The sequence below is a fragment of the Arcobacter thermotolerans genome (genome assembly GCF_983172305.1).
Genome location: NZ_CFAFZJ010000008.1, coordinates 89,372 through 115,086 on the forward strand (window position 1 = coordinate 89,372; position 25,715 = coordinate 115,086).

Consider the following 25,715-nt stretch of genomic DNA (forward strand, 5'->3'; position numbering starts at 1 on the left):
GAGGTAGGGTTTAATCCCACCCTCTTTTTAGATATCTTTCGAATTAGGCTTAAAAACTTTCCCACTCATCATTTGAACTACTATCACTAATAACTTCAAATTTAGATTTTGTTTTAATATTTTCAGATTCTTTAGACGATAAATTAGATTTATCTTTCTCTTTTTTTAAAGGTTTTACCTCTTTTTTAGCTATTTCTAAATTAGAAGAAGTTCTTTTTGTATTTATATTTTTTGCCTGCACACTTGTTTTTCAATTAAACTCTTTTTTACGATCATTCCATTTTCTAGCAATAAAATAGCCTATAAACTCTATAAAAACTCTTTTTAGCTACTATTTCAAAATGAATTTAGAAGAGAAATTAAAAGAGTTACCAAATGATTCTGGTGTTTATCAATATTTTGATGAAAACGGTCATTTACTATATATTGGAAAAGCAAAAGTTTTAAAAAATAGAGTAAAATCTTATTTCAAATTTACACCAAAACTACTACCTGCTGATAAACTAAGTCCACGAATATATAAAATGATTAGTGAAACTACTTTTGTAGAGTGGATTGTTGTTCCAAATGAACATGATGCTTTAATACTTGAAAACTCTTTAATAAAACAACTAAAACCAAAATACAATGTACTTTTAAGAGATGATAAAACCTATCCATATATTTATGTTGATTTAAATGAGGATTTTCCAAGACTTGAAATAACAAGAAAAATAGAGAAAGGTAAAAATATAAAATATTTTGGTCCATACTCAAGTGGCGCAAAAGATATGTTAGATAGCATATATGAAATAGTTCCATTGGTACAAAAAAAATCTTGTATAAAAGGAAAGAGTGCTTGTCTATTTTACCAAATAGGAAAATGTAAAGCTCCTTGTGAGCAAAAAATAACAAAAGAAGAGTATAAAAAACTTTTAGATGAAGCTTTAAGCTATATATATAATAAATCAAAACTTTTATCAAAACTAAAAGAGAAGATGAAAATATATTCAGATGATTTTCGTTTTGAGGATGCTTTAAATTTAAGAGATAGAGTAAAAACTATTGAAAAATCTGAAATTAAAACAGGTATAGATTTAGCAACAAATGAAGATTTGGATATATTTGCTATAAAATCTGCTAGTAAAAAAGCTGTGATTGTAAGAATGTTTATAAGAGATGGAAAACTTGCATCTTCAAATTATGATTTTATAAAGATAAATGATGATTTAGAGTTTGATTTAAATGAAGCATATAAAAGAGCAATTGTAAACTACTACTCAAATGAACTTCCAATTATTCCAAAAGAGATTATTGTAGCTGATGAAATTTTGGATTTAGATGACATTGAAGAGTTTTTATATAAAAGATTTAATAAAAAAATAAAAGTAATAAATCCAAAAATAGATAAAAAAGCTAGCATTGTAAAGATTGCATTAAACAATTGTGATGAACTTCTAAGAATTGAAGCTTCAAAAAATCAAACAACTATATATGAAGAGTTAAAAGAACTATTTTGCCTACAAACAACTCCTAGTTTAATAGAAAGTTTTGACAACTCACATTTGATGGGACAAGCAACAGTTGGAGCTATGATTGTTTGGAATGAAAATTTAGGCTCTTTTGATAAAAAAGCTTTTAGACACTATAACCTTGAATCAAAAGATGAATATTCACAAATGAGAGAGATGCTAATAAGAAGAGTTGAAAGCTTTTCAAAAAATCCTGCTCCTGATTTATGGATTATTGATGGTGGAGAAACTTTGCTAAAACTAGCATTTGATATTGTACAAAGTATTGGGGTAAATTTAGATATTATTGCAATTTCAAAACAAAAAGTAGATGCCAAAGCATATAGAGCAAAAGGAAATGCGAAAGATATAGTCCATTTTAGAAAAAATGGTGAATACAAAAGCTTAAATCTTCTTACAAGTGATAAAAGATTACAGTTTATTCAAAGACAAAGAGACGAAGCCCATAGATTTGCTATAAGTTTTCATAAAAAACAAAAAAGAAAAGAGGATAAAGAGATATCCTTTTTACAAATAAATGGAATAGGTGAAGCGAAAATCAAAAAACTTCTTCTATATTTTGGAGAGTTTGAAAAGATAAAAAATGCAAGTTTAGAAGAGCTAAAAGCTGTTTTAAATGAAGTTGATGCAAAAAATATATTTGATTATTTTAGAAAGGAAGAGAATGGCTAGAATATTATTAAACAAGGATAACCTTTTTTATAATCTAGAAGCAATAAGCCAAAAAGCAACAAACAAAGAAAAAGTTGCTGTAGTTTTAAAAGATAATGCCTATGGTCATGGAATAGTTGAAATTGCAAAACTATCATGTGAGTTTGGTATTAAAAAAGCAGTTGTAAGAAGTGTTGAAGATGCGCAAAAAATAAAGGATTATTTTTCTTATATTTTAATCCTAGCTCCTAATGTTTTTCACAACTATTCACATACTTTTCACATAGCATTAAACACACTTGAAAACATAGAAAAAATCCCACAAAATAGTAATGTTCATATCAAAATAGATACGGGAATGCACCGAAATGGAATATCAATAGATGATATAGAAGTGGCTATTTTAGGGCTTTTGAAACAAAAAGCCAATATTACAGGGGTTTTCACACATCATAAAGGAGCGGATGAATTATCAACAAGTTTTTTCTTCCAAAAAGAACTTTTTTCCAAAGCAAAAACTAAGGTAAAAGAGGTATGTGAAAAACTTTTTCTACCACTCCCTGCTTTTCACTCTTGTAACTCATCTGCACTTTTTAGAGAAAAAAATTTCGAAGAACTTAATGAAGATTTTGCAAGAGCAGGAATTGCAACTTATGGATATTTAGAAGATGATTTGCCATTTGATTTTCCAAAACTTAAACCTGTAATGAGTCTTTGGGCTTCAAAAATGGCAACTAGAACTTTGAAAAAGAATCAAAGCGTTGGTTATGGTGGGAAATTCACAGCTACTACTGATATGATAGTTTCAACTTACGATGTAGGTTATGGAGATGGTTTTTTAAGGCTTAATGAAAATCACAACTACACAACACCAAAAGGTTTTCAAGTTTTAGGTCGTGTTTCTATGGATAACTTATCTATAAATAGTGATGAAGAAGAAGTTTGTCTTTTTGATGATGTAAGAGAGTTGGCTAAAATTCACAACACAATAACTTATGAAATAACTTGTAGCTTAAAAGAGAACATAAAAAGAGAGATAGTTTAAAACTATCTAACTCTTTTTTTACTATAAATCTATACTATAAAGCATTACTTAAAATCTTTTCTAAATCATCTTTTCCTATATCATTTTGATATGATAAATTTTCTATAATATCCGAAATATTACTTTTATCTAATCCAAATTGATTTAATCTTGTAGGAGTTCCTATTTTATTAAACCAACTCTCAAGTGCTTCAATTCCTTCAAGAGCTGTGCTTTTTTCAAAAATCTCTTTTGCAAATCTAACAAACTGAGCCTCATTTTGTTTATAATACCACTTTGCCCAAGCTGGAATTATAACACTAAGCCCTGCTCCATGAGGTACATTGTAAAGTGCTGAAAGTGCGTGTTCTATTAAGTGATTTGGAAAAGAAAAACCAGCTGTTCCAACTGTTGTTGTACCATTTAAAGCATTTGTTGCAGCCCAAGCAAACTCTCCTCTTGCACTATAATCATCTGGATTTTTTATTAAAATTTCAGTTGTTTCAATAACTGTTTTTATGATATTTTCAACTTGCCTACTCATATATTTTGGCTGAACTTTTGCTGTAAAATAACCTTCAATAGTGTGTGCGATTACATCAGTAGCTGAATAAACCAAATACTCTTTTGAAACACTTTTTTGAAGTTCTGGATTTATCACTGAAACTTTTGGATAAACCAAAGGTGACCAAATACTAAATTTTTGTTTTGTTTTTTCATTTGTAACAACTGCATATCCATTCATCTCACTTCCAGTTGCAGCAAGAGTAATTATGTCAAAAATAGGTAGAGCCTTTTTTATTTGCTCTTTACCTAAAAAGAAATCCCAAACATCAACATCATATAAAGTTCCAACAGCTATTGCTTTTGAACTATCTAAAACAGAACCTCCTCCAAGACTTAAAACTCCATCTACTTGTTCATCTTTCGCAATTTTTATGGCATTTTGAATAGTTCTTAATATTGGGTTACTTACAACTCCACCAAAAGCTATAAAATCTACACCATTTTCTTTTAAACTATGTATTACTACATCAAAAAGTCCATCTTCTATAACTCTTTTGCTTCCATAAACTAATAAAACTTTTTTTACTCCGTTTTGGCTTATATATTTTCCAATATTTTTCTCTTTATCTTTTCCAAACTCAATTTGTGTTGGATTACAAAAACTAAAATTTTCCATATTTTGCTCCTTTTTTTGAAATTTTATCTATATTTCTCTTTATCTAATAAATTAACAAAACCCTATATAAATCATAATCTTGTATAATAAAAGCTATTTTGAATAATTTTTTAAAGGCAATAGATGAAATACAATTTTGATAAAGTAGTAAATAGAAAAAATACAGACTGCTATAAATGGGATACTACAAAAGATGGAGTGATTCCTATGTGGGTTGCTGATATGGATTTTGAAGTTGCAAAGCCTATTGTGGATTCTATTATAAAAAGAGCAAAGCATCCAGTTTTTGGATATACAATGGTTCCAAATGAGTATTTTGAAGCTGAGATTAGTTGGTGGAAAAAAAGATTTAACTATGAGATAAAAAAAGAGCATATTATTCCAACAGCTGGAGTAATTCCATCTTTAAGTGCAATTATTCAAACTTTTTGTCAAAAAGATGACAAAATCTTAATTCAATCGCCTGTTTATCACTACTTTAATATAGTTATACAAAACAATGATTGCAAAGTTATCACAAACAATTTGATATATAAAGATGCAAAATATGAGATAGATTTTGTTGATTTTGAAGAGAAAATAAAAAATGATAGACCAAAACTATTTATATTATCAAATCCGCACAATCCTGTTGGGAAGGTTTTTTCAAAAGATGAGTTGCAAAAATTGGGCGAGTTGTGTTTAACATATGGTGTTTTGGTAATAAGTGATGAGATTCATAGGGATTTGGTTTTCAAAGATTATATCTTCACACCTTTTGCATCTATAAATAAAGATTTTGAACAAAACTCTATTACTTGTACAAGTGCTAGTAAGACATTTAATATTGCTTCTTTAAAAGCCTCAAATATAGTTGCAGCAAATAAAGATTTAAGAGTAAAATTAGACAAAACTCTTAGCAAAAATGAGATGAAAGGAGTTAATGTTTTTGGAATTTACTCTTTGATTAGTGCTTATGAAGAGTGTGAAGATTGGCTTTTTGAACTACTTATTTATCTTGAAAAAAATAAAAACTTTTTGGAAGATTTTATAGCAAAAAATATCCCAAACCTAAAAGTAGTGAAAGCAGAAGCTACATATCTACTATGGATTGATATAAGCTCTCTTAATATGGACTCAAAAGAGTTTACAAAAAAACTAGAAGAGATTGGAAATGTAAGAGTAATCTCAGGAGTAACTTTTGGAGAAAATGGTGATAATTTTATAAGAGTAAATATAGCAACACCTCTTGAGATTTTAAAAGAGGCTTTAGAGGGTATGAAAAGAGCTGTTGAATCTTCACAATAAGAATTTTAATTTACTTCATTATATGGACAAAAATCATTATCTTCATTACAAGTTTTTGAAGTAATTTCATTACTTTTTCCAGCTAAAGGATGGGTACAATTTTCATAAAAGACTGGAGTTTCATCATCTTTGTTATAATCAACACTTGTAGAGTAAATATCTGTTAGTTTTTGATAAAACACTCTTTCACTAACTCTTATCTCTCTTATTTCTTCAAGTAATCTATCAAAATAGTTTTGACCTAAAAATGAGCCATTTTCTAGTCTTTTTTTATCAAGAACAAATCCTTTTATAGCAAACTCTTTTAATACACTTGTAGCCCACTGTCTAAACTGTGTAGCTTTTTTTGAGTTTACTCTATATCCAACTGAAATAATAAGGTCAAGGTTATAATAATTTGTTGGCTTTTTAGCAAATTCGGAATTTCCGAATTTCTTAATAGTATCAATTTCTGAAAGTTCTTTTTCTTTATAAATATTTTTTATATGTTCATTTATTGTTGATACTGATTTTTCAAAAAGCTGTGCTATCATATTTTGAGTAAGCCAAACCGTTTCATCAAATACTTTTACCTCAATACTATCTTCTTTATTTTGAGAAGTAAAAATTAAAAATTCAGCTGTACTATTTCGTATTTGTTTATCCATTTATATCTTCCAAGACATACTCTTTTTTATTTTCAAGGCAAAAATCCAAAAAGAGTTTAAAAGCAAAATTTACCTCATCTTGATTATATCCAGCAACAGATATTACAACTCTTCTTTCATTTCCAATAATCTTTGGCAAGGATGAAAACTCAAGGTGTGTTGGAATTCTTTTCATAACTTCTATTAAGTCATTTTCACTACTTACAATTGTCACTGTTTTTCTATATTTTTTGATATTTGATTTTGTGTAGTGTCTATCCAAAGCCTCCAAAACCATACTTTGACTCATAGATGGAAATCCTGGTGTAAAAAAGAATCTATCTTCTAAATAAAACCCAGCTACATCATTTACAACATTTTTTAGAAGTTTTGCATTTATTGGCAAATACGCCATATTTACTCTATGAGGATAAGCTTCATCTTTAAATCTATTTTCTATTCTTTTCTTTGCTTCTTCATGAAACTCCATTTGTGAGTTTGTAAAAGCATCTGCAGCTATTTGCCTTGTAAAATCATCTGGAGTTGCTCCAATTCCACCAAAACAAAACATCACACTATGCTCATCAGATTTAATAAGATTAAATATTTTTAGCATCAACTCTTTATCATCTTCAATCACAAAAGATGCTTTATGCTCCCAACCACGCTTTAAAAGCTCTTGATTTAAAAATGCAAAGTGAGCATCTTTTCTTCTGCCATTTAAAAGTTCAGTTCCAATAATTACGCTATAAAAATTTACTCTATTTTTCACTTATTAAAATCTTTTTTAAACTATTTTTGACAAAATGAATTTTTCCATCTCATCTACAATCTCTTCTATAGTTCGCTCTCCATCTATTTTTTTCAAAATATTTTTTGATTCATAAAAATCTTGAATAGCTTTTAAAGGCTCAATATATACACTCATTCTATTGTTAAATACTTCAACCTTATCGTCATCTCCCCTATTTCTTCCAAGCACTCTATCTTTTGCAACTTCTTCGCTTACAACTACCTCTATACAAGATATTAGCTCTAGCTCTTTTTCATTTTTCAAATACTCATCCAAAGCACTCATTTGCTCCAAACTTCTAGGATATCCATCTATTATTATTGTAGGTGTTGGAGCATTTTTTATAGCATTTACTATAGTTTGTATAGCTATTTTAATTGGTACTATATTTCCAGCATTTACATATTTTGCTATCTCTTTTCCTATATCACTATCTTTTACCATCTCAGCTCTTAGCATATCGCCTGTACTATAGTGAGTTATATTTTCGTGTCTTTTTGCTATAAGTTCAGCATCTGTTGTCTTTCCACTTCCAGGTGCCCCAATAATTAAAAATAGTTTTTTCATTCATTTCCTTTTATTTTTAAAGGGATTATTGTATCAAAAATCGATTAAATTCCTAATCTACTATCTATAACTTATCTACTATTAAATCCTTTTTTACTACAATAAGCGAAAAAATTTTAAGGATAAATATGAATTTAATGCTATTTGGAGCACCAGGAGCTGGAAAAGGAACTCAAGCTAAATTTCTAATTGAGAAGTACAATATCCCACAAATCTCAACAGGAGATATCTTAAGAGCTGCAATTGCTGATAAGACAGATATGGGAATGGAAGCAAAAAAATTTATGGATGCTGGGCAATTAGTTCCAGATTCAACAATTATTGGAATTATCAAAGATAGATTAGCTGAATCTGACTGTAAAAATGGATTTATTCTTGATGGCTTCCCAAGAACTTTGGCTCAAGCTGAAGCTTTGAGTGAACTTATGCAAAATATGAAAATTAAACTTGATAAAGTTATCTCTTTAAATGTTCCTGATAGCTTAATTGTAGGAAGAATTACAGGAAGAAGAGTTTGTTCTGGTTGTGGAGCATCTTTTCATGTTGAGTTTAATCCTTCAAAAAAAGATGGTGTTTGTGACTATTGTGGTGGAGAATTAACTATTAGAAAAGATGATAATGCAGAAACTGTAAAAAGCAGACTTGAAGCATACCACTCTCAAACAGCACCTCTAATTGATTTTTATAAAAAAATGGGTGTGTTTATGGAACTTGATGGTACAAAAGATGTATCAGAAGTTACAAAAGATATGATAAACGCTCTTTCATAAATAATTCTTCTATCAAAACTAACTATTTTTAAAAAAGAGCAAATAGCTCTTTTTTAATTTTTATTCCTATTCTAAATTATTGTGTATAAATTGTGTAAATATTTATAAATTAGTCCTAAATAGTATCATTTATTTAAATTATTTAACTAATGTTTTATTTTTTTAAGAGTAAACTTAAAAGATTTTATTTAAAAAAGGATTCGCTATGAATAAACTCTTATGGGGTGTAATAGCAATAATTGGAGCGGCATGCTTTGGTTATTTAGCTTTACAGCAAGGAGAAACTGTTTCAGCTATGTATTTAGTTGTAGCAGCTGTTTGTATCTATATGATTGCATATAGATTTTATGGAAGATTTGTTGCTTATAAAGTTTTAGAACTTGATAAAAACAGAGCAACTCCAGCTATGATAAATGATGATGGAAGAGATTTTGTTCCGACAAATAAATCTGTTTTATTTGGTCATCATTTTGCAGCAATTGCAGGAGCTGGTCCACTTGTAGGTCCAATTTTAGCAGCTCAAATGGGTTATTTACCTTCGATGCTATGGATACTTGTAGGTGGAGTATTTGCAGGTGCTGTTCATGACTTTGTTGTTTTATTTATCTCTTCAAGAAGAAATGGTAAATCACTAGGTGAAATTATAAAAGAAGAGTTAGGAACATTTGTTGGTGGTGTTACTATGATTGCTATATTTGGTATTATGCTAATTATCATAGCGATTCTTTCAATGGTTGTTGTAAAAGCTCTTGCTGAATCTCCTTGGGGACTGTTTACTATTGCTATGACTATTCCAATTGCAATTTTCATGGGTATTTATATGAGATATTTAAGACCTGGAAAAGTTGGAGAAGCTTCAGTTATAGGTTTTATTCTTCTAATTTTAGCTATTCATTATGGAAGTATCATTGCAGCTGACCCTTATTGGAAACAAGTATTTACATTTGATGCTACAACTTTAGCATTTATAATGATGGCTTATGGATTTATAGCTGCTGTTTTACCAGTTTGGTTCTTATTAGCTCCTAGAGATTATTTATCAACTTTCTTAAAAATTGGTGTTATTGTACTTATGGCTATTGCAATTGTTATTGTTGCTCCAGATATTCAAATGCCAAAAATGAATACACAATATTTTGATGGAAGTGGTCCTGTTTTTGCAGGAGCAATATTCCCATTTTTATTTATTACTATTGCTTGTGGTGCTATTAGTGGTTTCCATGCTCTAATTTCAAGTGGAACAAGTCCTAAAATGTTAGAAAATGAGACTCATGCACTTCCTGTTGGATATGGTTCTATGTTAATGGAGAGTGCAGTTGCTATCATGGCTTTAATTTGTGCGACAATTTTACATCCAGGACTTTATTTTGCTATTAACTCTCCTGCTGTATTTATAGGAACAGATGTTGTACAAGTTGCTCAAACAATCTCTACTTGGGGATTTAGTGTAACTCCTGAAGAAATTTTCACACTTACAAAAAATATTGGTGAAGAGACAATTTTATCAAGAACTGGAGGAGCTCCTACTTTTGCTATTGGGGTTGCACTTGTACTTCATGAAATTTTTGGTGGAGTAGATATGATGGGATTCTGGTATCACTTTGCTATTCTTTTTGAAGCTCTGTTTATTTTAACTGCTGTTGATGCAGGAACAAGAGCTTGTAGATTTATGGTTCAAGATATGCTAGGAAATGTTTATAAACCTTTAGGAAATACAAATAACTATGCAGCTGGTATTTTAGCTACATTTTTAAGTGTTGCTGGTTGGGGATATTTTCTGTATCAAGGAACTATTGATCCAAGAGGTGGAATTTATTCATTATGGCCACTATTTGGTGTAAGTAACCAAATGCTAGCTGGTATGGCTTTAATGCTTGCAACTGCAATACTATACAAAATGGGTAAAGCAAAATATACTTGGGTTACAGTATTACCTGCAACATTTGTTTTAATAGCTACTATGTATGGTGGAATTCAAAAAGTATTACCTTTCAAAGAGGGTGATAGAGTTCATAATGCTGTAAGTCACGTTGCTACTGCACAAATTCAAATCAAAAAAATCGCTGATTTAGAAGCAAAAATTCCTACTTTAACAGTAGAAGCTGATATAAATAAAGCAAAAGCTGATATAGCTATTGCAAATAAACTAAAAAATTCAAATATAGTTAATGCTGTTTTAGCAGTGTTCTTTATGTTTGCAACTACTTTAGTAATTATTGCAACTTTAGGGATTTGTTTTGGAAGAATAAAAATACCTTTAAAAGAGACTCCTTATGTAAGACTTGATTCTCTTCAAAAGGCTTAAATGTGTTTGGAAAAATCAAAGAATTCTATGAAAAATCTGAAAAGTTTTTTCACCCTCTTGTGGGGCTTTCTAGCTATGAGAAATATCTTGAGCATATGAAAAGAGTTCATCCAGATAAGAAAGTTTTAACTAGAGGCGAGTTTTTTAATGAGTCTTTAGATAGAAAATACAATACTGGTGGTTTTAAAAAGTGTTGTTAAACTTTTAAGAGTAGAGTTTCTACTAAACATAAAAAGGCTTAGAACTTTTGTTCTAAGCCTTTTTTTTATCTTTAAAATAGTTAATTTATTTATTCTAATAAACTATAAAATAGTTTGTTTTTCTTTTAAAGCTTTTGCTCTTTTTTTCTTCCATCTATCAAAATATAGGATATATCCAGTTATTACAAACAAAGCCATAAGACTTGAAGCAATAAACATAAGCAGTTGTCCAATCCAGCCAAAATATTCTCCACTATGAAGTGGTAACATACTACTCATAAGCTGTTCATTTAATTTTTTATCTTCAAATTTTGCTTCTTTTACAACTATAGATTTATTTGGATCAATTTCCATAGAGTTTGACTCTCTAAAATGTGTTGCATCTGCATACAAATATGAAATTGTATATATACCATCTTTTGAAGGAGTAAGTCTCAAATTTGCATTTTTATAATCCCTTGAAACATTTTGATTAAAAATATCTGCTACTTTTTGAGCATTTTCATAAGATATACTTTCTATCTTATTTTGTCTATTTAAATTAGATTTATCATTATTTTGAGTTTTATTTTGTTCTTTTTCTTTATTATCTTCTTGTGTTTGTGCTAATTGTTCAGCTCTTTTTGGTTGTTCAACTTGCATAACAGTAAACATTGCACTTCTATACCAATCATACGACCAATAAAGACCAGTTAAACATAAAAGTAAGAAAAATGGAACAATCCACATACCAATAGCACTGTGCATTGTTGATAAAAATGCTCTATTTTTAGATTTGAAACTAAAAGTAAAACTTTTTAAAAAATTATTTTTAACTCTTGGCAAATAAACTATAACTCCACCAATAGTTAAAATTATACAAGCAATAGTTGCAAGGGCAACTGCATTTTTCCCAATCCACTGAGTATCTCCTTCAAATGTTAGCCATCTATGAAGTTTAAAGAAAAACATAAAAAAATCTTTTCCTTCAATTTGAGGTAAAACCTCAGCTGTATAAGGATTTAAATATATACTCTCCCCTTTTCTTTGCTTAGGATCTTTTGAAGCGATATTTAAAACTACACTAGAACTTTTATCACTTGAAAAAGAGACACTATTTATCTTTGAATCTGGATTTTCTGTTTGATATTTTTCTAAAATCTCTTTTGTAGATAATATTTGTTTATCTTGTGGAATATTTACAAAATATGTATCCTTATTTATAGCTTGTAAAATCTCTTTTTCATAAGATAATATAGCTCCTGAAACTCCAATAATAAATAAAGTAAGTCCAAAAACTATTCCAACAAACCAATGAAGTTGAAACCAAAATGTTTTATGCATAATTTACCTCTATATTTTTATTATTTAGTTTCCCAAGGTAAACCTTGTTCTACTTTTATAGTGTAAGTAATTGCATGTATTGTTTTATCAAAAGGCTTTCCATCCACTTCACCTTTTGAATTATCTTCAAAACTAGTTTCTAAAAGATATGTTCCAATCCAAGGTGTAGAAATTGTAACTTCTCCTTGTTCATTTGTATAAAAACTTTTTTCCCATTTTGTAGGAGATACAACTGTCACTTTTGTTTTTGACATTGGTTTTTTATCAAATAATAGCTTGAAAGTATTACTATTTTTTTCTACTGGAACTAAATCAAGATTAGTCAAAGTATCTGTATTTGTTCTGCCTGTTTTTGCATAACTTATTTTTCTAGCTGTTACTTGTGTATTTTTATTTAATCTAGGTTCTCCAGTTTCTACCAAAATCAAATCGCTATCTTTTGACAAACCTACAACTATACTATTCTCTTTTCTAGTGATATTTTTTACTATATCTTTTGGATAAAAAGTATCTACTTTTAATCTATCTAAAAATTTATCCCCCTCTTTTTGACCATCTGCAAACTCTCCAAAAAAAATATTTGCTTCATTTTTTTTATCTTTTTCTATCCAAATTTCATGCGAATTTGCATTTGATAATAATATTGCTGATGTTAAAACACCATAAACTAATTTTTTCATTTTTTAACTCCTATTTTTAAGTTTTTATAGTAACAAACTAATTTTAACACCACTTTAACAAAACTGATAATTGGTATTAAAATATAAGTGTAAATAAAAAAAGATAAGTAGAAATCTACTTATCTTTTAAATATTTTTAGTTGTTTGTATTAAAAAGCTAAATTCATTGCTAACCAAAGTCTTCTACCTTCTAAGTTTGCATGTGTATCTGCATATGATGTTTTAGATACTCCTTTGTCCATATAAGTATATGGCTCATGTTTATATAAGTTTTTATCAAATAGATTATATATTGTTGCACTAAAAGTTAAATCTTTATTCCATTTATAGTTTGTACCTAAATGAAATAGCTCATAAGCTTTTATCTCTGTTCCAACTTGATCATATCTAGCTTTATCTGCAGCATCTAGATTTTCATATTTTTCTGTAAATACTTGTCTAGCACTTTTATATTCACCTTTTAGCCAAGTAGATAGTTTTGCATTTATGTCCCAATTTAAAGTTGCATTTAAAGAGTGTTTTGGAGTATTGGCAAAAGGTTCTCCCTTATTTTTTCCATTTTTTTGTTCACTTTCCATATATGTGTAACTAGCCTTTAAATTTAAGCTTTCAATTATAGGAATATTTGTTCCAAACTCTAAACCTTTTGTCTCAGCTTTTCCAATATTTATTGGTCTAGTAGAACTAACCCCTCCTGCATCAACAAAGCTTTCACTCTCTATTTTATCTTTATAGTCATTATAAAAAATTGTAGCATTTACAGCAAACCCATTATCTGCATTATAATAAACTCCTGTTTCATAGTTTGTTGATTCTTCAGGAGTTAAATTTGGATTACCATATGTTAAATTTTTACCTTGACGTGTAACACCATTTATACCATCATAAAGTTGATCTACTCTTGGAGCTTTATAACCTGTACTCACTCCTCCTTTTATAGTCCAATTATCTGTAGTATCCCAAACTAAATATCCTCTAGGACTAAAATGTCCACCAAATTTATCATGATGGTCATATCTTCCACCTAGTGTAAGTCTTAAAGAGTCCAAAATAGATATTTCATCTTCTATAAACAATCCCCATAAATCTTGCTTAAGTTTACCTTCTATTAATCCATCTTTTAATTCAGAATTCCAATATTGTCCACCAACAGTTATAATATTTTTATTTAAAATATCTGTTGTAAATTTTGTATCCAAAACAATATCTTCATTTTTTAACTCTCTATTATCTCCTGCTACTAAATTTGTTAATTTAAGAGTCGCTTCTGTTGGAATAGTTCTACCTAATGTTTCTGTTTTACTTTTCATGATACTTGACTCTAAAGTACCAATACTAAATCTTGAATTATGACCTAACGTAATTTCTTCTTTTTCAAATCTTAAATCTTCTTTATAGCCATAATCTTTTGTAGCATCAGGTAATGTTCCTAATTGAGATTTATCATTATTATATTTTTGTTTTGATGTAAAAGTATCAAGATAAATATCATTACTATCATTTGGAGTTAAAGTAAATTTTCCTCCAAGAGACCAGTTTGTACCTTCAACTGGGGATGGTCCTCTAGTACTAACAACTTCTCCATCACCATATTTAATATTTGAAGCTTCTCTATTATAGTAGTTTCCTCTTAAAGCCAAACCTAATAAATCTTTTACAACTGGTCCACTAGCATACATATTTAGATTGTTACTATTTCCAAATTGTGAACTCTCTTGTAGTGTTTGATCTACATTTATATTTCCAGTCCACTCATTTGATACTTTTTTTGTAATAATATTTACAACTCCTCCCATTGCATCAGCTCCATAAAGTGTGCTCATAGGTCCTTTTATAACTTCAATTCTTTCAATAGAAGCAAGTGGTGGCAAAAAGTTGCCAGATGTTTCTCCAAATCCATTTGGAGTATTATTTCCAGAAGAGTTTTGTCTTCTTCCATCTATAAGAATCAAAGTATTAGAAGATCCCATACCACGAATACTAATATTTAAACCACCTGTTTTTCCAACACCATCTCTTACATCAACCCCTTCTACATCTTCAATAGCTTCAGCCAAATTAGAATATTTTTTCTTTTTTAACTCTTCTTGAGTTATAACTGAAATTGATGCTGGTGCATCTGTAATTTTTTGCTCATATCCTGAAGCAGAAGTTACAACTTGTACATCATCAAGTTTTGTAGTCTCATTTGCCAAAAGTAAATTTTGTGTAACTAAAATAGAAGCTACACTTAGTGCCATTTTTATTCTCATTTCATTCCTTTTCCATATTTTCTTTTTCGACTTTAATTTAGTAAAATAGATTTTAGGAGAAATCTATTTTATTTTTGATAATTATTATTATAATTAACAAAAAGGAAATAAAATATTAATGGTTTTTTCTTAAATTAAGATAAAATTGATAGTGATTATTAAAATGTTTTTTAAATATGCAAGATTAAATCTTACATATTCATATTATTATCTGCAATTTCTAGAATTTTATGAACTCTTATTGCTTGAGATGGATTTGATAAAGATTGTGTTTGATTTATAATTGAAGTTCTAAAATGTTCGATACTATTATATAAAGCATCCTCTGGTTTTATATATGGAGAATAAGTTCCAAGCTCATTTGTTTTTACCAAATAATTTTCATCTGTAATATTTTCTCCACTTACAACTTCTACATTTTTCTCATAAACTGTAAGTTTGTTTTCTAATTTTAAATCCTCATAAACAAGCATTTTTTTAGAGCCAACAATAGTAATATTTCTCTCTTTTATTGGACTTAACCAGTTTGATTCAAGATGCACAGAAAAGTTTTCATATTTTAGATTTACAAATGTAATGCTCTCTTTTGGATTATAAAATTTATCACCGCTTGCTTTTATACTTGTTGGATTTTTACCATCCATCAAATAGTCTATTATAGATAAATCATGAACAGCTAAATCCCACATAGAGCTTACATCTTTTCTAAATTGTCCTAAACTCTTTCTAGTTGAATTTATAAATAAAACTTCTCCTATTTCACCACTAGAAATTATCTCTTTTATTTTTTTTATTGCTGGATGAAAAATCATAATATGATCTATATGTATAATTTTATTCTGCTTTTTTGCTAAATCTTCAAGCTCTTGTGCCTCTTGTAAAGTAGCAGTAAAAGGTTTTTCAACATATACATTTTTAAAAGCCAATAGTGCTTGTTTTATTAAATAATAGTGGCTACTAGTTTGTGTAGCAATAGCAACTATATCTATAGTTTTATCTTCTAAAACTTTATTAAAATCTTTTTCATAGTTTGTTGAAGATGCATATATTTTGTGTGCTTTTCCCAGATTTTCATCTATCATATCGCAAATTGTATGAAGATTTAAATTTGGATTATTATTTATATTTCTTGCAATATTTGGTCCCCAATAACCAAATCCTACAAGTGCAACATTTAGCATCTTAGCTCTTTTGCTAAATTTTCCACAATAAACTCAATCTCTTCATCACTTACATATGGATTCATTGGCAAGCTCATTATCTCTTTTGACACTTTTTCTGAGATTGGAAAATCTCCTTCTTTTAGATTTAGGTATTTAAAGCATTCTTGTACATGAAGAGGCATTGGGTAGTGTACTGCTGTTGGAATTCCTAGGTTTTGAAGTTTTGTTTGTAGTTCAGTTCTATTTTGTACTCTTATTGAGTATTGTGCCCAAGCTGATGTTCTATCACTTTTTACGAAAGGTGTTTCTATATTTTTTTCATTTAGTGCTTTTGTATATTTTTCTGCTACATCTTGTCTTAGTTTTAAATCTTTTTCATAGTATTTTAGTTTTACATTAAGAACTGCTGCTTGAATAGTATCAAGTCTTCCACCCATACCAATATATTGATGATGGTATCTTATACTTTGTCCATGAAGTCTAAGAGATTTTATTTTATCTGCAAGTTTTTCATCATTAGTAAAGAGTGCTCCACCATCACCATAGCAACCTAATGGTTTAGCAGGGAAAAAAGAGGTACAAGATATATCACCAAGGTTTGAGTCGCTTATACCTTTATAAGTAGATCCAAAGCTTTGAGCTCCATCAACAATTACTTTAAGGTTATGTTTTTTAGCTATTTCATTTATTTCATCCATATCAGCAGGTTGTCCATAAAGAGATACTGGGATAATAGCTTTAGTTTTAGAACTGATTTTCTCTTCTATTCTTTTTGGGTCTATATTATATGTTTTTTCATCAATATCAACGAAAACTGGTTTAGCTTTAAGAAAAGCTATTGTTTCTGCTGTTGCAAAGAAGGTAAAAGGAGTTGTAATAATTTCATCATCTGGTTGTATATCTAAAGCCATCATAGCAAGTAAAAGAGCATCTGTTCCACTTGAGCAAGATATTGCGTATTTTGAACCTGTAAACTTTTCTAGGTCTCTTTCTAGTTCATCTATTTGAGAACCCATTATAAAGTTACAATCTCGTGCTACTTTTAAAATAGCCTCTTCTATCTCTTCTTTATAGAGGTTGTGTTGGATTTTTAAGTTGGCAAAATCTATTTGCATTTGTTTCCTTAAGTAAAAAAATAACGCGAATTGTACTTAAAAATCACTTAATATTTGTTATGCTTAGTAAACTTCATAAACCTTTGAAACCAATCCACTATCTCTTATTTTTTTACAAATAGTACTATCTTTTGCACTATCTACTTGAAGATCAATAGAAACAATATTTTGATTTTTTTTAATTTCCAATTTGATACAAGAGTTTTTATCACTCATTTTTAGTTTTTCTATATCCCAATTTGTATCACCAATATTTATAGCATCTTTAATATCTTCAATTTTCTGATTTAATAAATAGTAACTTTGAATAGAGTTTATAGCAGTATTTACATCTCTTTTCAAAGTTGAAACAAGAGCACTATCTTTTGTATCCATAAGTTTTGGAGCAGCAAAAGAGACAATTATCCCTAAAATCACAATTACAAAAATAATCTCTATTAGAGAAAAAGCCCTTTTCATAACATTTTCCTTGTGTAAAAGTTTGTATTGATTTTAAACTTTTATAACTTAAAAAAGTATTATTTTATAAAACTCCATCAGGGAAATCTATTTTTGTCTCTTTTTGTACATCTGCTACTGATTCAAAAACAACTTCTATAGGGGCTTGCCCATAGTGTTCATTATCTTTATCAATAAATTTAGTCAAGGCTTTATGGAAATCTAGTTTTACTGTACCAATTGGTCCATTTCTTTGCTTCCCTATAATTATTTCAGCCTCTTCAATTGGCTTATCTATAAATTTAGATTTATAATCTTCACCTTTGTCTTTAGCCTCTTTCTCTTTTCTTGCTTCATCTCGCTGTTTATAAACATCATCTCTATAAACAAACATTATGATATCAGCATCTTGCTCGATTGCTCCAGATTCTCTTAAATCACTAAGCATTGGTCTTTTATCGGGTCTACTTTCAAGTCCTCGATTAAGTTGAGAAAGTGCAACAATCGGAATTTTAAGCTCACGTGCAAGCATTTTCAAACCTCTAGATATATCTGAAACTTCTTGGTGTCTATCTTTATTTCCAAGTCCTTGCATAAGTTGAAGATAATCAATAATTACAAGACTAATATTATTTTCTTGAATTTGTGCTAATTTTCTCACTCTTGCTCGAAGCTGATTAATATTTATACTTCCACCATCATCAACGAAGAGTTTTTTTGAGTTTAAATCATCAAAAGCAGCACTTAAAATAGACCACTCTTTATCATCCATATCACCTTTTCTAAGATTTTGAAGAGGAATAGATGTTTTTGCTGCAAGCATTCTTAACATCAACTGTTCAGCTGGCATTTCAAGCGAAAAGAATATAACTCCTTTTTTTTGTTCTACATTTTTTAAAGCCATATTTAAAACAAGTGCCGTTTTACCCATTGCTGGACGTGCTGCAATTATTACTAAATCCCCTTCATTAAAACCTGTTGTTTTTTTGTCAAGTGCTTCAAAACCAGTTGTTTGTCCAATTAAATATCTATTTCCTAGTTTTTTCATCTTTTCGATATATGCTAAAGTATCACTTGTAACTGTTTGCATATCTTTTAGCTCACTTGTAGCACTATTTGTAGATATTTTGTAAAGCTCACCTTGAATAGTATCTAAAGCTTCATTTGCACTAATTTCATCTTCAATAGCAACTTTTTTTATAGTTGTTGCAAGTGTTGCTAACTCTCTTTTTACAGAAGCATCTTTTATCTCTTTTACGTAAGCGGCTGTATTTGTAATAGGATTTGCACTCAAAATTTCAAGTAAAACTCCATCATTTACATCTTTTTTATCTACCCTATTTCTTACAAAATCCTCATCAATTGGCATATCTTCACTATGAAGTTTAACTATTGCCTCAAATATAGCTTTATGGGCAGGAAGATAAAAATCTTTTGGTTTTAAAACTCCTAAAACATCTTCAAGCTCTTCAGGGTTAAAGAAGATTGAACTTAAAACTGCTCTTTCAATGTTTATACTATAAATGCTATCCATTATATTTTTCTTTTTGCTTCAAATTCAACTTCTTCAACGAACTTGTTTATTAAAGCATCTCCACTTAATTTGGCTATTATTTCGCCTTTTTTCATAACAAGCCCACTTCCTTTTCCAAAAGCAATAGCGACATCAGCACTTTTTGCTTCTCCAATAGCATTTACAACACATCCCATAACAGAAACATCAAGAGGAGTTTTTATATGTGCTGTTCTTTTTTCTATCTCTGATACTGCACTTACTAAATCAGCCTCAATTCTTCCACAAGTAGGACAAGATATAATATTTAAACCCTCTTTTGAAATACCTAAATCTTTTAAAATAGCACGTCCTACTTTTATCTCTTCTTCAAGCTCTCCTGTCATTGAAACTCTTAATGTATCACCTATTCCATCAAGAAGTAAACTCCCTAGTGCAATTGATGATTTAATTGTAGAGTGAAACTGTGTTCCAGCCTCTGTTACTCCCAAATGAAATGGATAGTTATTCATAGGTCTTAAAAGTCTATAAGCTTCAACTGTTCTTTGAACATCACTAGCTTTTAAAGATACTTTTATATCTGTAAAACCCAAATCTTCAAGATATTTTATATTGTACTCAGCACTTGCAACCATACCTCGTGCTGTTTGTCCATATTTATCTTCAAACTCTTTTTCTAAACTTCCACAGTTTACTCCAATTCGTATTGGAATATTTCTAGCCTGACAAGCTTTTACAACTTCTGCTACTCTCTTTTTATCTCCAATATTTCCTGGATTTATTCTTATACAATCAACCACTTCAGCTGCAATTAAAGCTAACTTATAGTGAAAGTGAATATCAGCAACGATTGGTAAATCAACTTGTTTTTTTATCTCTTTTAAAGCTTGAGCATCCTCAAGATGAGGAACAGCAACTCTTACAATATCAGCTCCTGCAAAATGAAGTTTTTTTATTTGCTCAACTGTTGCTTCTACATCTGATGTTTTTGTAAATGTCATTGACTGAACACTAATTGGTGCATCACCACCAATAGGAACATTTCCTACATATATTTGTTTTGTTGGGTATCTTTTTATCATTTTGGGATTTTATCTAAAATAGTTTAAATAAAAGTGAAGTTTAATTTATAAATAAGAAATTATTTTATATCCTTGTAACTTAGATTTAAAAGAGAAGAAGAAAATAGTTTTGAACAAAAAAAGAAATATATTTTTAATTATCCTTGCATTTATTGTTTCAACTTTTTTTGCAATAATATTAACAAATTATTATATAAATAAAAAACAAAAAGAACTACTAAACTCAATATATGAAACTACACATAAAAATATTTTTGAAAAAACACAAAACTTAATAAATGACAAACAAAACACATCTTTGTCTATTGCAATATCATTATCTAAAGATGAAACTTTATATACACACTTAAAAAATAAAGATTTTGAAAAATTAAATTATATAAAAATTGCAAAACTTATAGAGACAAATTCAAAGTATAAAAACATCTGGATTCAAATTTTTGATAGTAACTTAAATAGTGTATATAGGTCGTGGACAAATATAAGAGGTAGTCTTAACTTTAGACCTGACTTAAAAAAAGTAGAAACTTTGAAAAATATTTCAACTTCTATTAGTGCTGGACTTTTTAACATAGGAATAAAAGCAAGAACTCCTATTTTTGATGAAAACAATAATTTTTATGGAGCATTAGAGGTTGTTACACATTTTGATTCGATCACTGAAGATTTAGTAAAAAACAATATTTCTCCTGTTGTAATAGGAGATAAAAGTATTAGAAAAAATTTGACAAATCCTCTTTTATCTAAACTTTTCATAGATGATTACTATATTGCAAATGAAAATGTTGATATGAATTTATACAACTATATAAAAGAAAATGGCGTTGAAAAATATATAAATATAGATAAATTTATAATAGAAAATGGTTATTTAATCTCAAAATATCCACTTTTTGATGAAAATAAAAAAAATTTAGCATATATAATAAATTTTATGGAGTTAAAAAGTATAAATCTTGAAAATATAAAACATATAAAAATTCAAACTACCCTAGGAACAGTTATCGCACTTATTATACTATTTACGGCTATTTTAGTATATTATTTAAGAGATATTAAATATCAAAATAGTAAAAACAAAATTCTTTTAAACTCGCAACCAAATATTGTAATAATTACAAATGGAAAAGAGATAATAGATGCAAACAAACAACTATTAAAATTTTTTCCTTCGGTTAAAGACCTTGAAGATTTTAAAAAAAAATATATTTGTATTTGTTATACTTTTGAAGATTTAGAAAAAGATGATTATATTATAAATAAAGATTATAATGGTAAAAATTGGGTTGAATATATATTTGAAAATCAAGATAAAAACTTCAAAGTTGCTATAAAAAATTCAAAAGAAGAACTAAGACATTTTAGTGTAAAAACTTCTAATGAAAAAATTGATTTATCAGTTATTGTTACTTTTATTGATGTCACAAATGAAATTTTACAACTTGAAAAAGAGCAAAATGAACAAAGAATTCTATTTCAACAATCAAAAATAAATGCTATTGAAAATACCCTAAATAGTATAGCTCATCACTGGAGACAACCTTTAAGCGTAATTAGCACAATAGCAAGTGGAATGAAATTAAAAGAAGAGATAAAAGAGCTAAACACAAAAGATATTTTACTATCTTGTGATAAAATTATTTTTAATACAAAAAAACTATCAAAAACAATAGAAAATTTCTCAAACTTTTTTGAAAAAGATGAAACAGTTTCAAGCAACTCTTTGGTTGAAATGGTAAACAATGTGATACTATTTTGTGAAACTATATTTGAAGAAAACTCTATTGTTTGTGAATTTACACACAATGAAGATTTTATTTTAAGCTGTAGTCAAAGTGATTTTTCTGACTCTATTTTAAATATTATTGAAAACTCAATTCATGCTTTAGTTAATAACAAAAATAAAGAAGATAGATATATTCTAATCAACTTTTCAAATAAAGTTTTATCAATAAAAGATAGTGCAGATGGAGTTGAAGAAGATATATTATCAAAAATATATGAACCATATTTTACTACAAAACACCAATCTTTTGGTGTAGGATTAGGTCTTTTTACGGTAAATGAATTTTTTACAAGAAATCTTGAATTTGAAATAGAGTTCAAAAATGAAGAGTTTAAGCACAAAAATAAAAAACTCAAAGGTTTAAGTATTAATATAAATTTTAATTAAACTTTTATTTTATCTTTTTTGGGTAAAATGCACGGATTATTGAAGAAGGATTGTTTATATGCAAGATATTGAAGTTTTTGATTTAGTTATTATACTTATTACACTATTACTTGGTTTAAAAGGACTTTTTAGAGGTTTAATAAAAGAAGTTTTCGGAATAGTTGGTATTGTTGGTGCTATTTTTGTGGCATCAAGAATTTCAACAGAAGTTGGTGGACTTTTAGCTCCTATTCTTGTAATAGAAAATCAATCAACAATAAAACTAATAGGTTTTGTAGTTTCTTTAGTTGCAGTTTGGCTTATTGTTTATAGTGCTGGTGTTGTTGTTAGTAAAATATTTAGTGCAAGTGGTTTAGGAATTGTTGATAGAATATTTGGACTTATATTTGGAATGTTAAAAATTTTCCTTATTTTCTCTGTTATTGCTTATTCACTAAATCAAGTAGGATCATTTAAAAAAGTAATAGATGAAAAGTTTAGTAAATCTTTTATGATGCCTCATTTACTTAGTGTTGGTTCTTACATAATAAAATTTGATACAACAGCAGTTGTAAATAGTATTGATAAAACTATTCAAAATGCAACAGATAGTTCAATTTCAATACAAAATAGCATTGAAGAGACAAAACAGAGTGTAGAACCTGCTTTAAATGATATAAAAGAGAGTGTAGAGCAACTTGATAATTTAAAAGAAGATTTTGATAGTACAAAAGAGAAGTTGCAAGATATTAGAAATAAAGATGAATAAGGATTTAAAAATTGTTTGAAAATAAATATATACAACAAAGAATAGAAAAAGCTCAAAATTTAAGGGATTTAGGAATAAATCCGTATGCAAATGAGACAAAAAGAGAGTTAAGTATACAAGATTATTTAATAAAAAATGAAGATATTTTTAATCTTGAAACAAAAAGAGATGAGAATAGAAGTTTTACGATAGCTGGAAGAATTAAGTTTTTTAGACTTATGGGAAAAGCTAGTTTTCTTAAAATTGAAGATGAAAGTGGAATGCTTCAAGTTTATGTTGCTAGAGATAATTTAGAAGAGAATTTTTATAATGATATTTTCAAAAAATATATTGAAGTTGGAGATATTATTGAAGTTAGTGGTTACCCATTTGTAACAGGACAAGGTGAGCTTTCGCTTCATGTTGATAATTTAACAATTCTTACAAAAGCTATCTCGCCACTTCCTGAGAAATTTCATGGAATACAAGATAAAGAGCTAAGATATAGACAAAGATACTTAGATTTAATTATGAATAGTAGTGTTAGAGATACTTTTCACACAAGAAGTAAAGTTATAAGTTTAACACGAAGATTTTTTGAAGACAAAGGTTTTTTAGAAGTTGAAACTCCTATGATGCATCCAATTGCAGGTGGAGCAAATGCAAAACCATTTGTAACTCATCACAATGCTTTAGGAATTGATAGATTTTTAAGAATTGCACCTGAATTATATTTAAAAAGATTAATTGTTGGTGGATTTGAAGCAGTTTTCGAAATAAATAGAAACTTCAGAAATGAAGGAATGGATGCAACTCACAATCCTGAATTTACATCTATTGAATTTTATTGGGCATATAAAACTTATAAAGATTTAATAGTTCTTACAAAAGAGTATTTTGAATATCTATTTAAAAACTTAAATCTTCCTACGACTTTACCTTATGGAGAATTTGAAGTAGATTTTACAAATTTTAGTGAAATACCTCTTATTCAATCTTTATACGAAATTGGTGGTGTTCCAAAAAATATTGTTGAAGATAAAGAGAAAATTTTAGAGTTTTTAAGAGAAAATAAACTTGAAGCAAATCCTAAATTAAATTTAGGACAACTTCAAGGTGAACTTTTTGATGAATTTGTTGAAGCAAAACTTATTAATCCTACATTTATAACAGAGTATCCAGTTGAGATTTCACCTCTTGCTAGAAGAAATGATGAAAAACCACATTTGACAGATAGATTTGAACTATTTATTGCTGGACGTGAAATTGCAAACGCATTTAGTGAGTTAAATGATCCAATTGACCAGCTTAAAAGATTTGAAGGACAAATGGCAGCAAAAGATAGTGGAGATGATGAAGCTCATGAGATGGATGAGGATTTTGTAAATGCTTTATCATATGGTATGGCTCCAACAGCAGGACAAGGAATAGGAATTGATAGACTTGTAATGATGCTTACAAATCAACACTCTATAAGAGATGTTTTACTTTTTCCTGCAATGAAACCAGTAAAACAAGATTTTGATCTATTATTAGATGAAAATGAAGAAAAAAAATAAAAATTGGAGAAAGAGATGAACTACATAACAAACGATAATTTAGAAGTAGCTGATAAAGAAGTATTTGAAATAGTTGAAGCAGAACTAAAAAGACAAACAAACCATCTTGAGATGATTGCAAGTGAGAACTTTACATCTCCTGCTGTTATGCAAGCAATGGGTTCTGTATTTACAAATAAATATGCTGAAGGTTATCCATATAAAAGATATTATGGTGGATGTGAACAAGCTGATAAAGTAGAACAACTAGCAATTGATAGAGCTTGTAAAATATTTGGTTGTAAATATGCAAATGTTCAACCTCATAGTGGATCTCAAGCAAATGGTGCAGTTTATGCAGCACTACTTAAAGCTGGTGATAAAATATTAGGTATGGATCTATCTCATGGTGGACATTTAACTCATGGAAGTAAACCAAGCTTTTCAGGGCAAAACTACTCTGCATTTTACTATGGTGTTGAACTTGATGGAAGAATAAATTATGATAAAGTAGAAGATATTGCAAAAGCTGTTATGCCAAAGATTATTGTTTGTGGAGCTAGTGCATATGCTAGAGAGATTGACTTTAAAAGATTTAGAGAGATAGCTGATAAAGTTGGAGCTATTTTATTTGCTGATATTGCTCATATTGCAGGACTTGTTGCTGCTGGAGAACATCAATCTCCATTCCCTCATGCTCATGTTGTAACAACAACTACTCATAAGACTTTAAGAGGTCCAAGGGGTGGTATGATTATGACAAATGATGAAGAGATTGCTAAAAAAATTAACTC

At 28.7% G+C, this 25,715-nt stretch carries 23 protein-coding genes; 10 read left to right on the top strand and 13 right to left on the bottom strand.

Annotated features, from left to right (window positions below; genetic code table 11):
• Window positions 1-49: 49 nt before the first annotated feature.
• Complete coding sequence (locus tag AC5LG6_RS07635) at window positions 50-241, bottom strand: hypothetical protein (protein ID WP_141052280.1); 192 nt, start codon at window positions 239-241, stop codon at window positions 50-52.
• A 100-nt stretch (window positions 242-341) separates the two neighbouring features.
• Between AC5LG6_RS07635 and uvrC the strand changes: the two genes are divergently transcribed.
• Together uvrC and AC5LG6_RS07645 are read left to right on the top strand one after the other, a co-directional pair.
• Window positions 342-2,183, top strand: a complete 1,842-nt coding sequence (gene uvrC, locus AC5LG6_RS07640; RefSeq protein ID WP_498586134.1) for an excinuclease ABC subunit UvrC — start codon at window positions 342-344, stop codon at window positions 2,181-2,183.
• A complete protein-coding gene (locus AC5LG6_RS07645; protein ID WP_498586135.1) occupies window positions 2,176-3,207 on the top strand; it encodes an alanine racemase in 1,032 nt (343 codons plus the stop codon). Before uvrC ends, AC5LG6_RS07645 begins: the two co-directional genes overlap by 8 nt.
• A 34-nt stretch (window positions 3,208-3,241) precedes the next feature.
• On the opposite strand, the gene AC5LG6_RS07650 is transcribed toward AC5LG6_RS07645, so the two are convergent.
• On the bottom strand, window positions 3,242-4,369 hold the full coding sequence (locus tag AC5LG6_RS07650) for an iron-containing alcohol dehydrogenase (RefSeq protein ID WP_498586136.1): 1,128 nt from the start codon (window positions 4,367-4,369) through the stop codon (window positions 3,242-3,244).
• Window positions 4,370-4,492: 123 nt separating this feature from the next.
• Here AC5LG6_RS07650 and AC5LG6_RS07655 point away from each other — a divergent pair, with 123 nt between their 5' ends.
• Entirely contained in the window at window positions 4,493-5,656 is a 1,164-nt protein-coding gene (locus tag AC5LG6_RS07655) for a MalY/PatB family protein (protein ID WP_498586137.1), read from the top strand.
• A gap of 5 nt (window positions 5,657-5,661) precedes the next feature.
• Here AC5LG6_RS07655 and AC5LG6_RS07660 read toward each other — a convergent pair whose 3' ends face one another.
• Genes AC5LG6_RS07660 through AC5LG6_RS07670 form a run of 3 tightly spaced genes read right to left on the bottom strand, consistent with a single transcriptional unit; the run spans window position 5,662 to window position 7,642 of the window.
• Window positions 5,662-6,303 (bottom strand): virulence RhuM family protein, encoded by a 642-nt coding sequence (locus AC5LG6_RS07660; RefSeq protein ID WP_434273013.1) that lies wholly within the window; start codon window positions 6,301-6,303, stop codon window positions 5,662-5,664.
• A complete protein-coding gene (locus AC5LG6_RS07665; RefSeq protein ID WP_434273014.1) occupies window positions 6,296-7,054 on the bottom strand; it encodes a competence/damage-inducible protein A in 759 nt (252 codons plus the stop codon). The genes AC5LG6_RS07660 and AC5LG6_RS07665 overlap by 8 nt, the downstream gene beginning before the upstream one ends.
• A 15-nt stretch (window positions 7,055-7,069) precedes the next feature.
• On the bottom strand, window positions 7,070-7,642 hold the full coding sequence (locus AC5LG6_RS07670; RefSeq protein ID WP_498586138.1) for an adenylate kinase: 573 nt from the start codon (window positions 7,640-7,642) through the stop codon (window positions 7,070-7,072).
• A gap of 128 nt (window positions 7,643-7,770) precedes the next feature.
• On the opposite strand from AC5LG6_RS07670, the gene AC5LG6_RS07675 reads away from it, so the two are divergent.
• The 3 genes from AC5LG6_RS07675 (at window position 7,771) to kcuS (ending at window position 10,917) form a co-directional block, all read left to right on the top strand.
• A complete protein-coding gene (locus tag AC5LG6_RS07675) occupies window positions 7,771-8,412 on the top strand; it encodes an adenylate kinase (protein ID WP_066218638.1) in 642 nt (213 codons plus the stop codon).
• Between the two features lie 205 nt (window positions 8,413-8,617).
• The gene (locus AC5LG6_RS07680; protein ID WP_260875277.1) at window positions 8,618-10,717 is read left to right on the top strand and encodes a carbon starvation CstA family protein; all 2,100 of its coding nucleotides are present in this window, start codon (window positions 8,618-8,620) and stop codon (window positions 10,715-10,717) included.
• Window positions 10,718-10,719: 2 nt separating this feature from the next.
• Window positions 10,720-10,917: a KCU-star family selenoprotein gene (gene kcuS, locus AC5LG6_RS07685; protein ID WP_066153041.1), complete on the top strand. Its 198-nt coding sequence runs from the start codon at window positions 10,720-10,722 to the stop codon at window positions 10,915-10,917.
• Between the two features lie 102 nt (window positions 10,918-11,019).
• Here kcuS and AC5LG6_RS07690 read toward each other — a convergent pair whose 3' ends face one another.
• The 8 genes from AC5LG6_RS07690 to ispG form a co-directional block, all read right to left on the bottom strand.
• Complete coding sequence (locus AC5LG6_RS07690; RefSeq protein WP_498586139.1) at window positions 11,020-12,240, bottom strand: PepSY-associated TM helix domain-containing protein; 1,221 nt, start codon at window positions 12,238-12,240, stop codon at window positions 11,020-11,022.
• A 20-nt stretch (window positions 12,241-12,260) separates the two neighbouring features.
• Window positions 12,261-12,920 carry a hypothetical protein gene (locus AC5LG6_RS07695; RefSeq protein WP_498586140.1) on the bottom strand — a complete coding sequence of 220 codons (660 nt, stop codon included), beginning with the start codon at window positions 12,918-12,920 and terminating at the stop codon, window positions 12,261-12,263.
• Between the two features lie 149 nt (window positions 12,921-13,069).
• A complete protein-coding gene (locus AC5LG6_RS07700; RefSeq protein WP_498586141.1) occupies window positions 13,070-15,172 on the bottom strand; it encodes a TonB-dependent receptor domain-containing protein in 2,103 nt (700 codons plus the stop codon).
• 191 nt (window positions 15,173-15,363) lie between these two features.
• Window positions 15,364-16,353 (bottom strand): Gfo/Idh/MocA family protein, encoded by a 990-nt coding sequence (locus tag AC5LG6_RS07705; protein WP_498586142.1) that lies wholly within the window; start codon window positions 16,351-16,353, stop codon window positions 15,364-15,366.
• Entirely contained in the window at window positions 16,347-17,450 is a 1,104-nt protein-coding gene (locus tag AC5LG6_RS07710; RefSeq protein ID WP_498586143.1) for a DegT/DnrJ/EryC1/StrS family aminotransferase, read from the bottom strand. Before AC5LG6_RS07710 ends, AC5LG6_RS07705 begins: the two co-directional genes overlap by 7 nt.
• A gap of 63 nt (window positions 17,451-17,513) precedes the next feature.
• Window positions 17,514-17,909, bottom strand: coding sequence for a type II secretion system protein (locus AC5LG6_RS07715; protein ID WP_066152147.1), 396 nt, complete (start codon window positions 17,907-17,909; stop codon window positions 17,514-17,516).
• Between the two features lie 64 nt (window positions 17,910-17,973).
• Window positions 17,974-19,422: a replicative DNA helicase gene (locus AC5LG6_RS07720; RefSeq protein ID WP_066357963.1), complete on the bottom strand. Its 1,449-nt coding sequence runs from the start codon at window positions 19,420-19,422 to the stop codon at window positions 17,974-17,976.
• Window positions 19,422-20,483, bottom strand: coding sequence for a flavodoxin-dependent (E)-4-hydroxy-3-methylbut-2-enyl-diphosphate synthase (gene ispG / locus AC5LG6_RS07725; RefSeq protein ID WP_066164057.1), 1,062 nt, complete (start codon window positions 20,481-20,483; stop codon window positions 19,422-19,424). The genes AC5LG6_RS07720 and ispG overlap by 1 nt, the downstream gene beginning before the upstream one ends.
• 109 nt (window positions 20,484-20,592) lie before the next feature.
• Between ispG and AC5LG6_RS07730 the strand changes: the two genes are divergently transcribed.
• The 4 genes from AC5LG6_RS07730 to AC5LG6_RS07745 form a co-directional block, all read left to right on the top strand.
• Entirely contained in the window at window positions 20,593-22,656 is a 2,064-nt protein-coding gene (locus AC5LG6_RS07730) for a PAS domain-containing sensor histidine kinase (protein ID WP_498586144.1), read from the top strand.
• Between the two features lie 58 nt (window positions 22,657-22,714).
• The gene (locus AC5LG6_RS07735) at window positions 22,715-23,404 is read left to right on the top strand and encodes a CvpA family protein (protein ID WP_187472193.1); all 690 of its coding nucleotides are present in this window, start codon (window positions 22,715-22,717) and stop codon (window positions 23,402-23,404) included.
• Between the two features lie 11 nt (window positions 23,405-23,415).
• Window positions 23,416-24,942: a lysine--tRNA ligase gene (lysS, locus tag AC5LG6_RS07740; RefSeq protein WP_422167481.1), complete on the top strand. Its 1,527-nt coding sequence runs from the start codon at window positions 23,416-23,418 to the stop codon at window positions 24,940-24,942.
• 15 nt (window positions 24,943-24,957) lie between these two features.
• A partial coding sequence (locus tag AC5LG6_RS07745; protein WP_498586145.1) for a serine hydroxymethyltransferase occupies window positions 24,958-25,715 on the top strand: 758 nt, incomplete at its 3' end.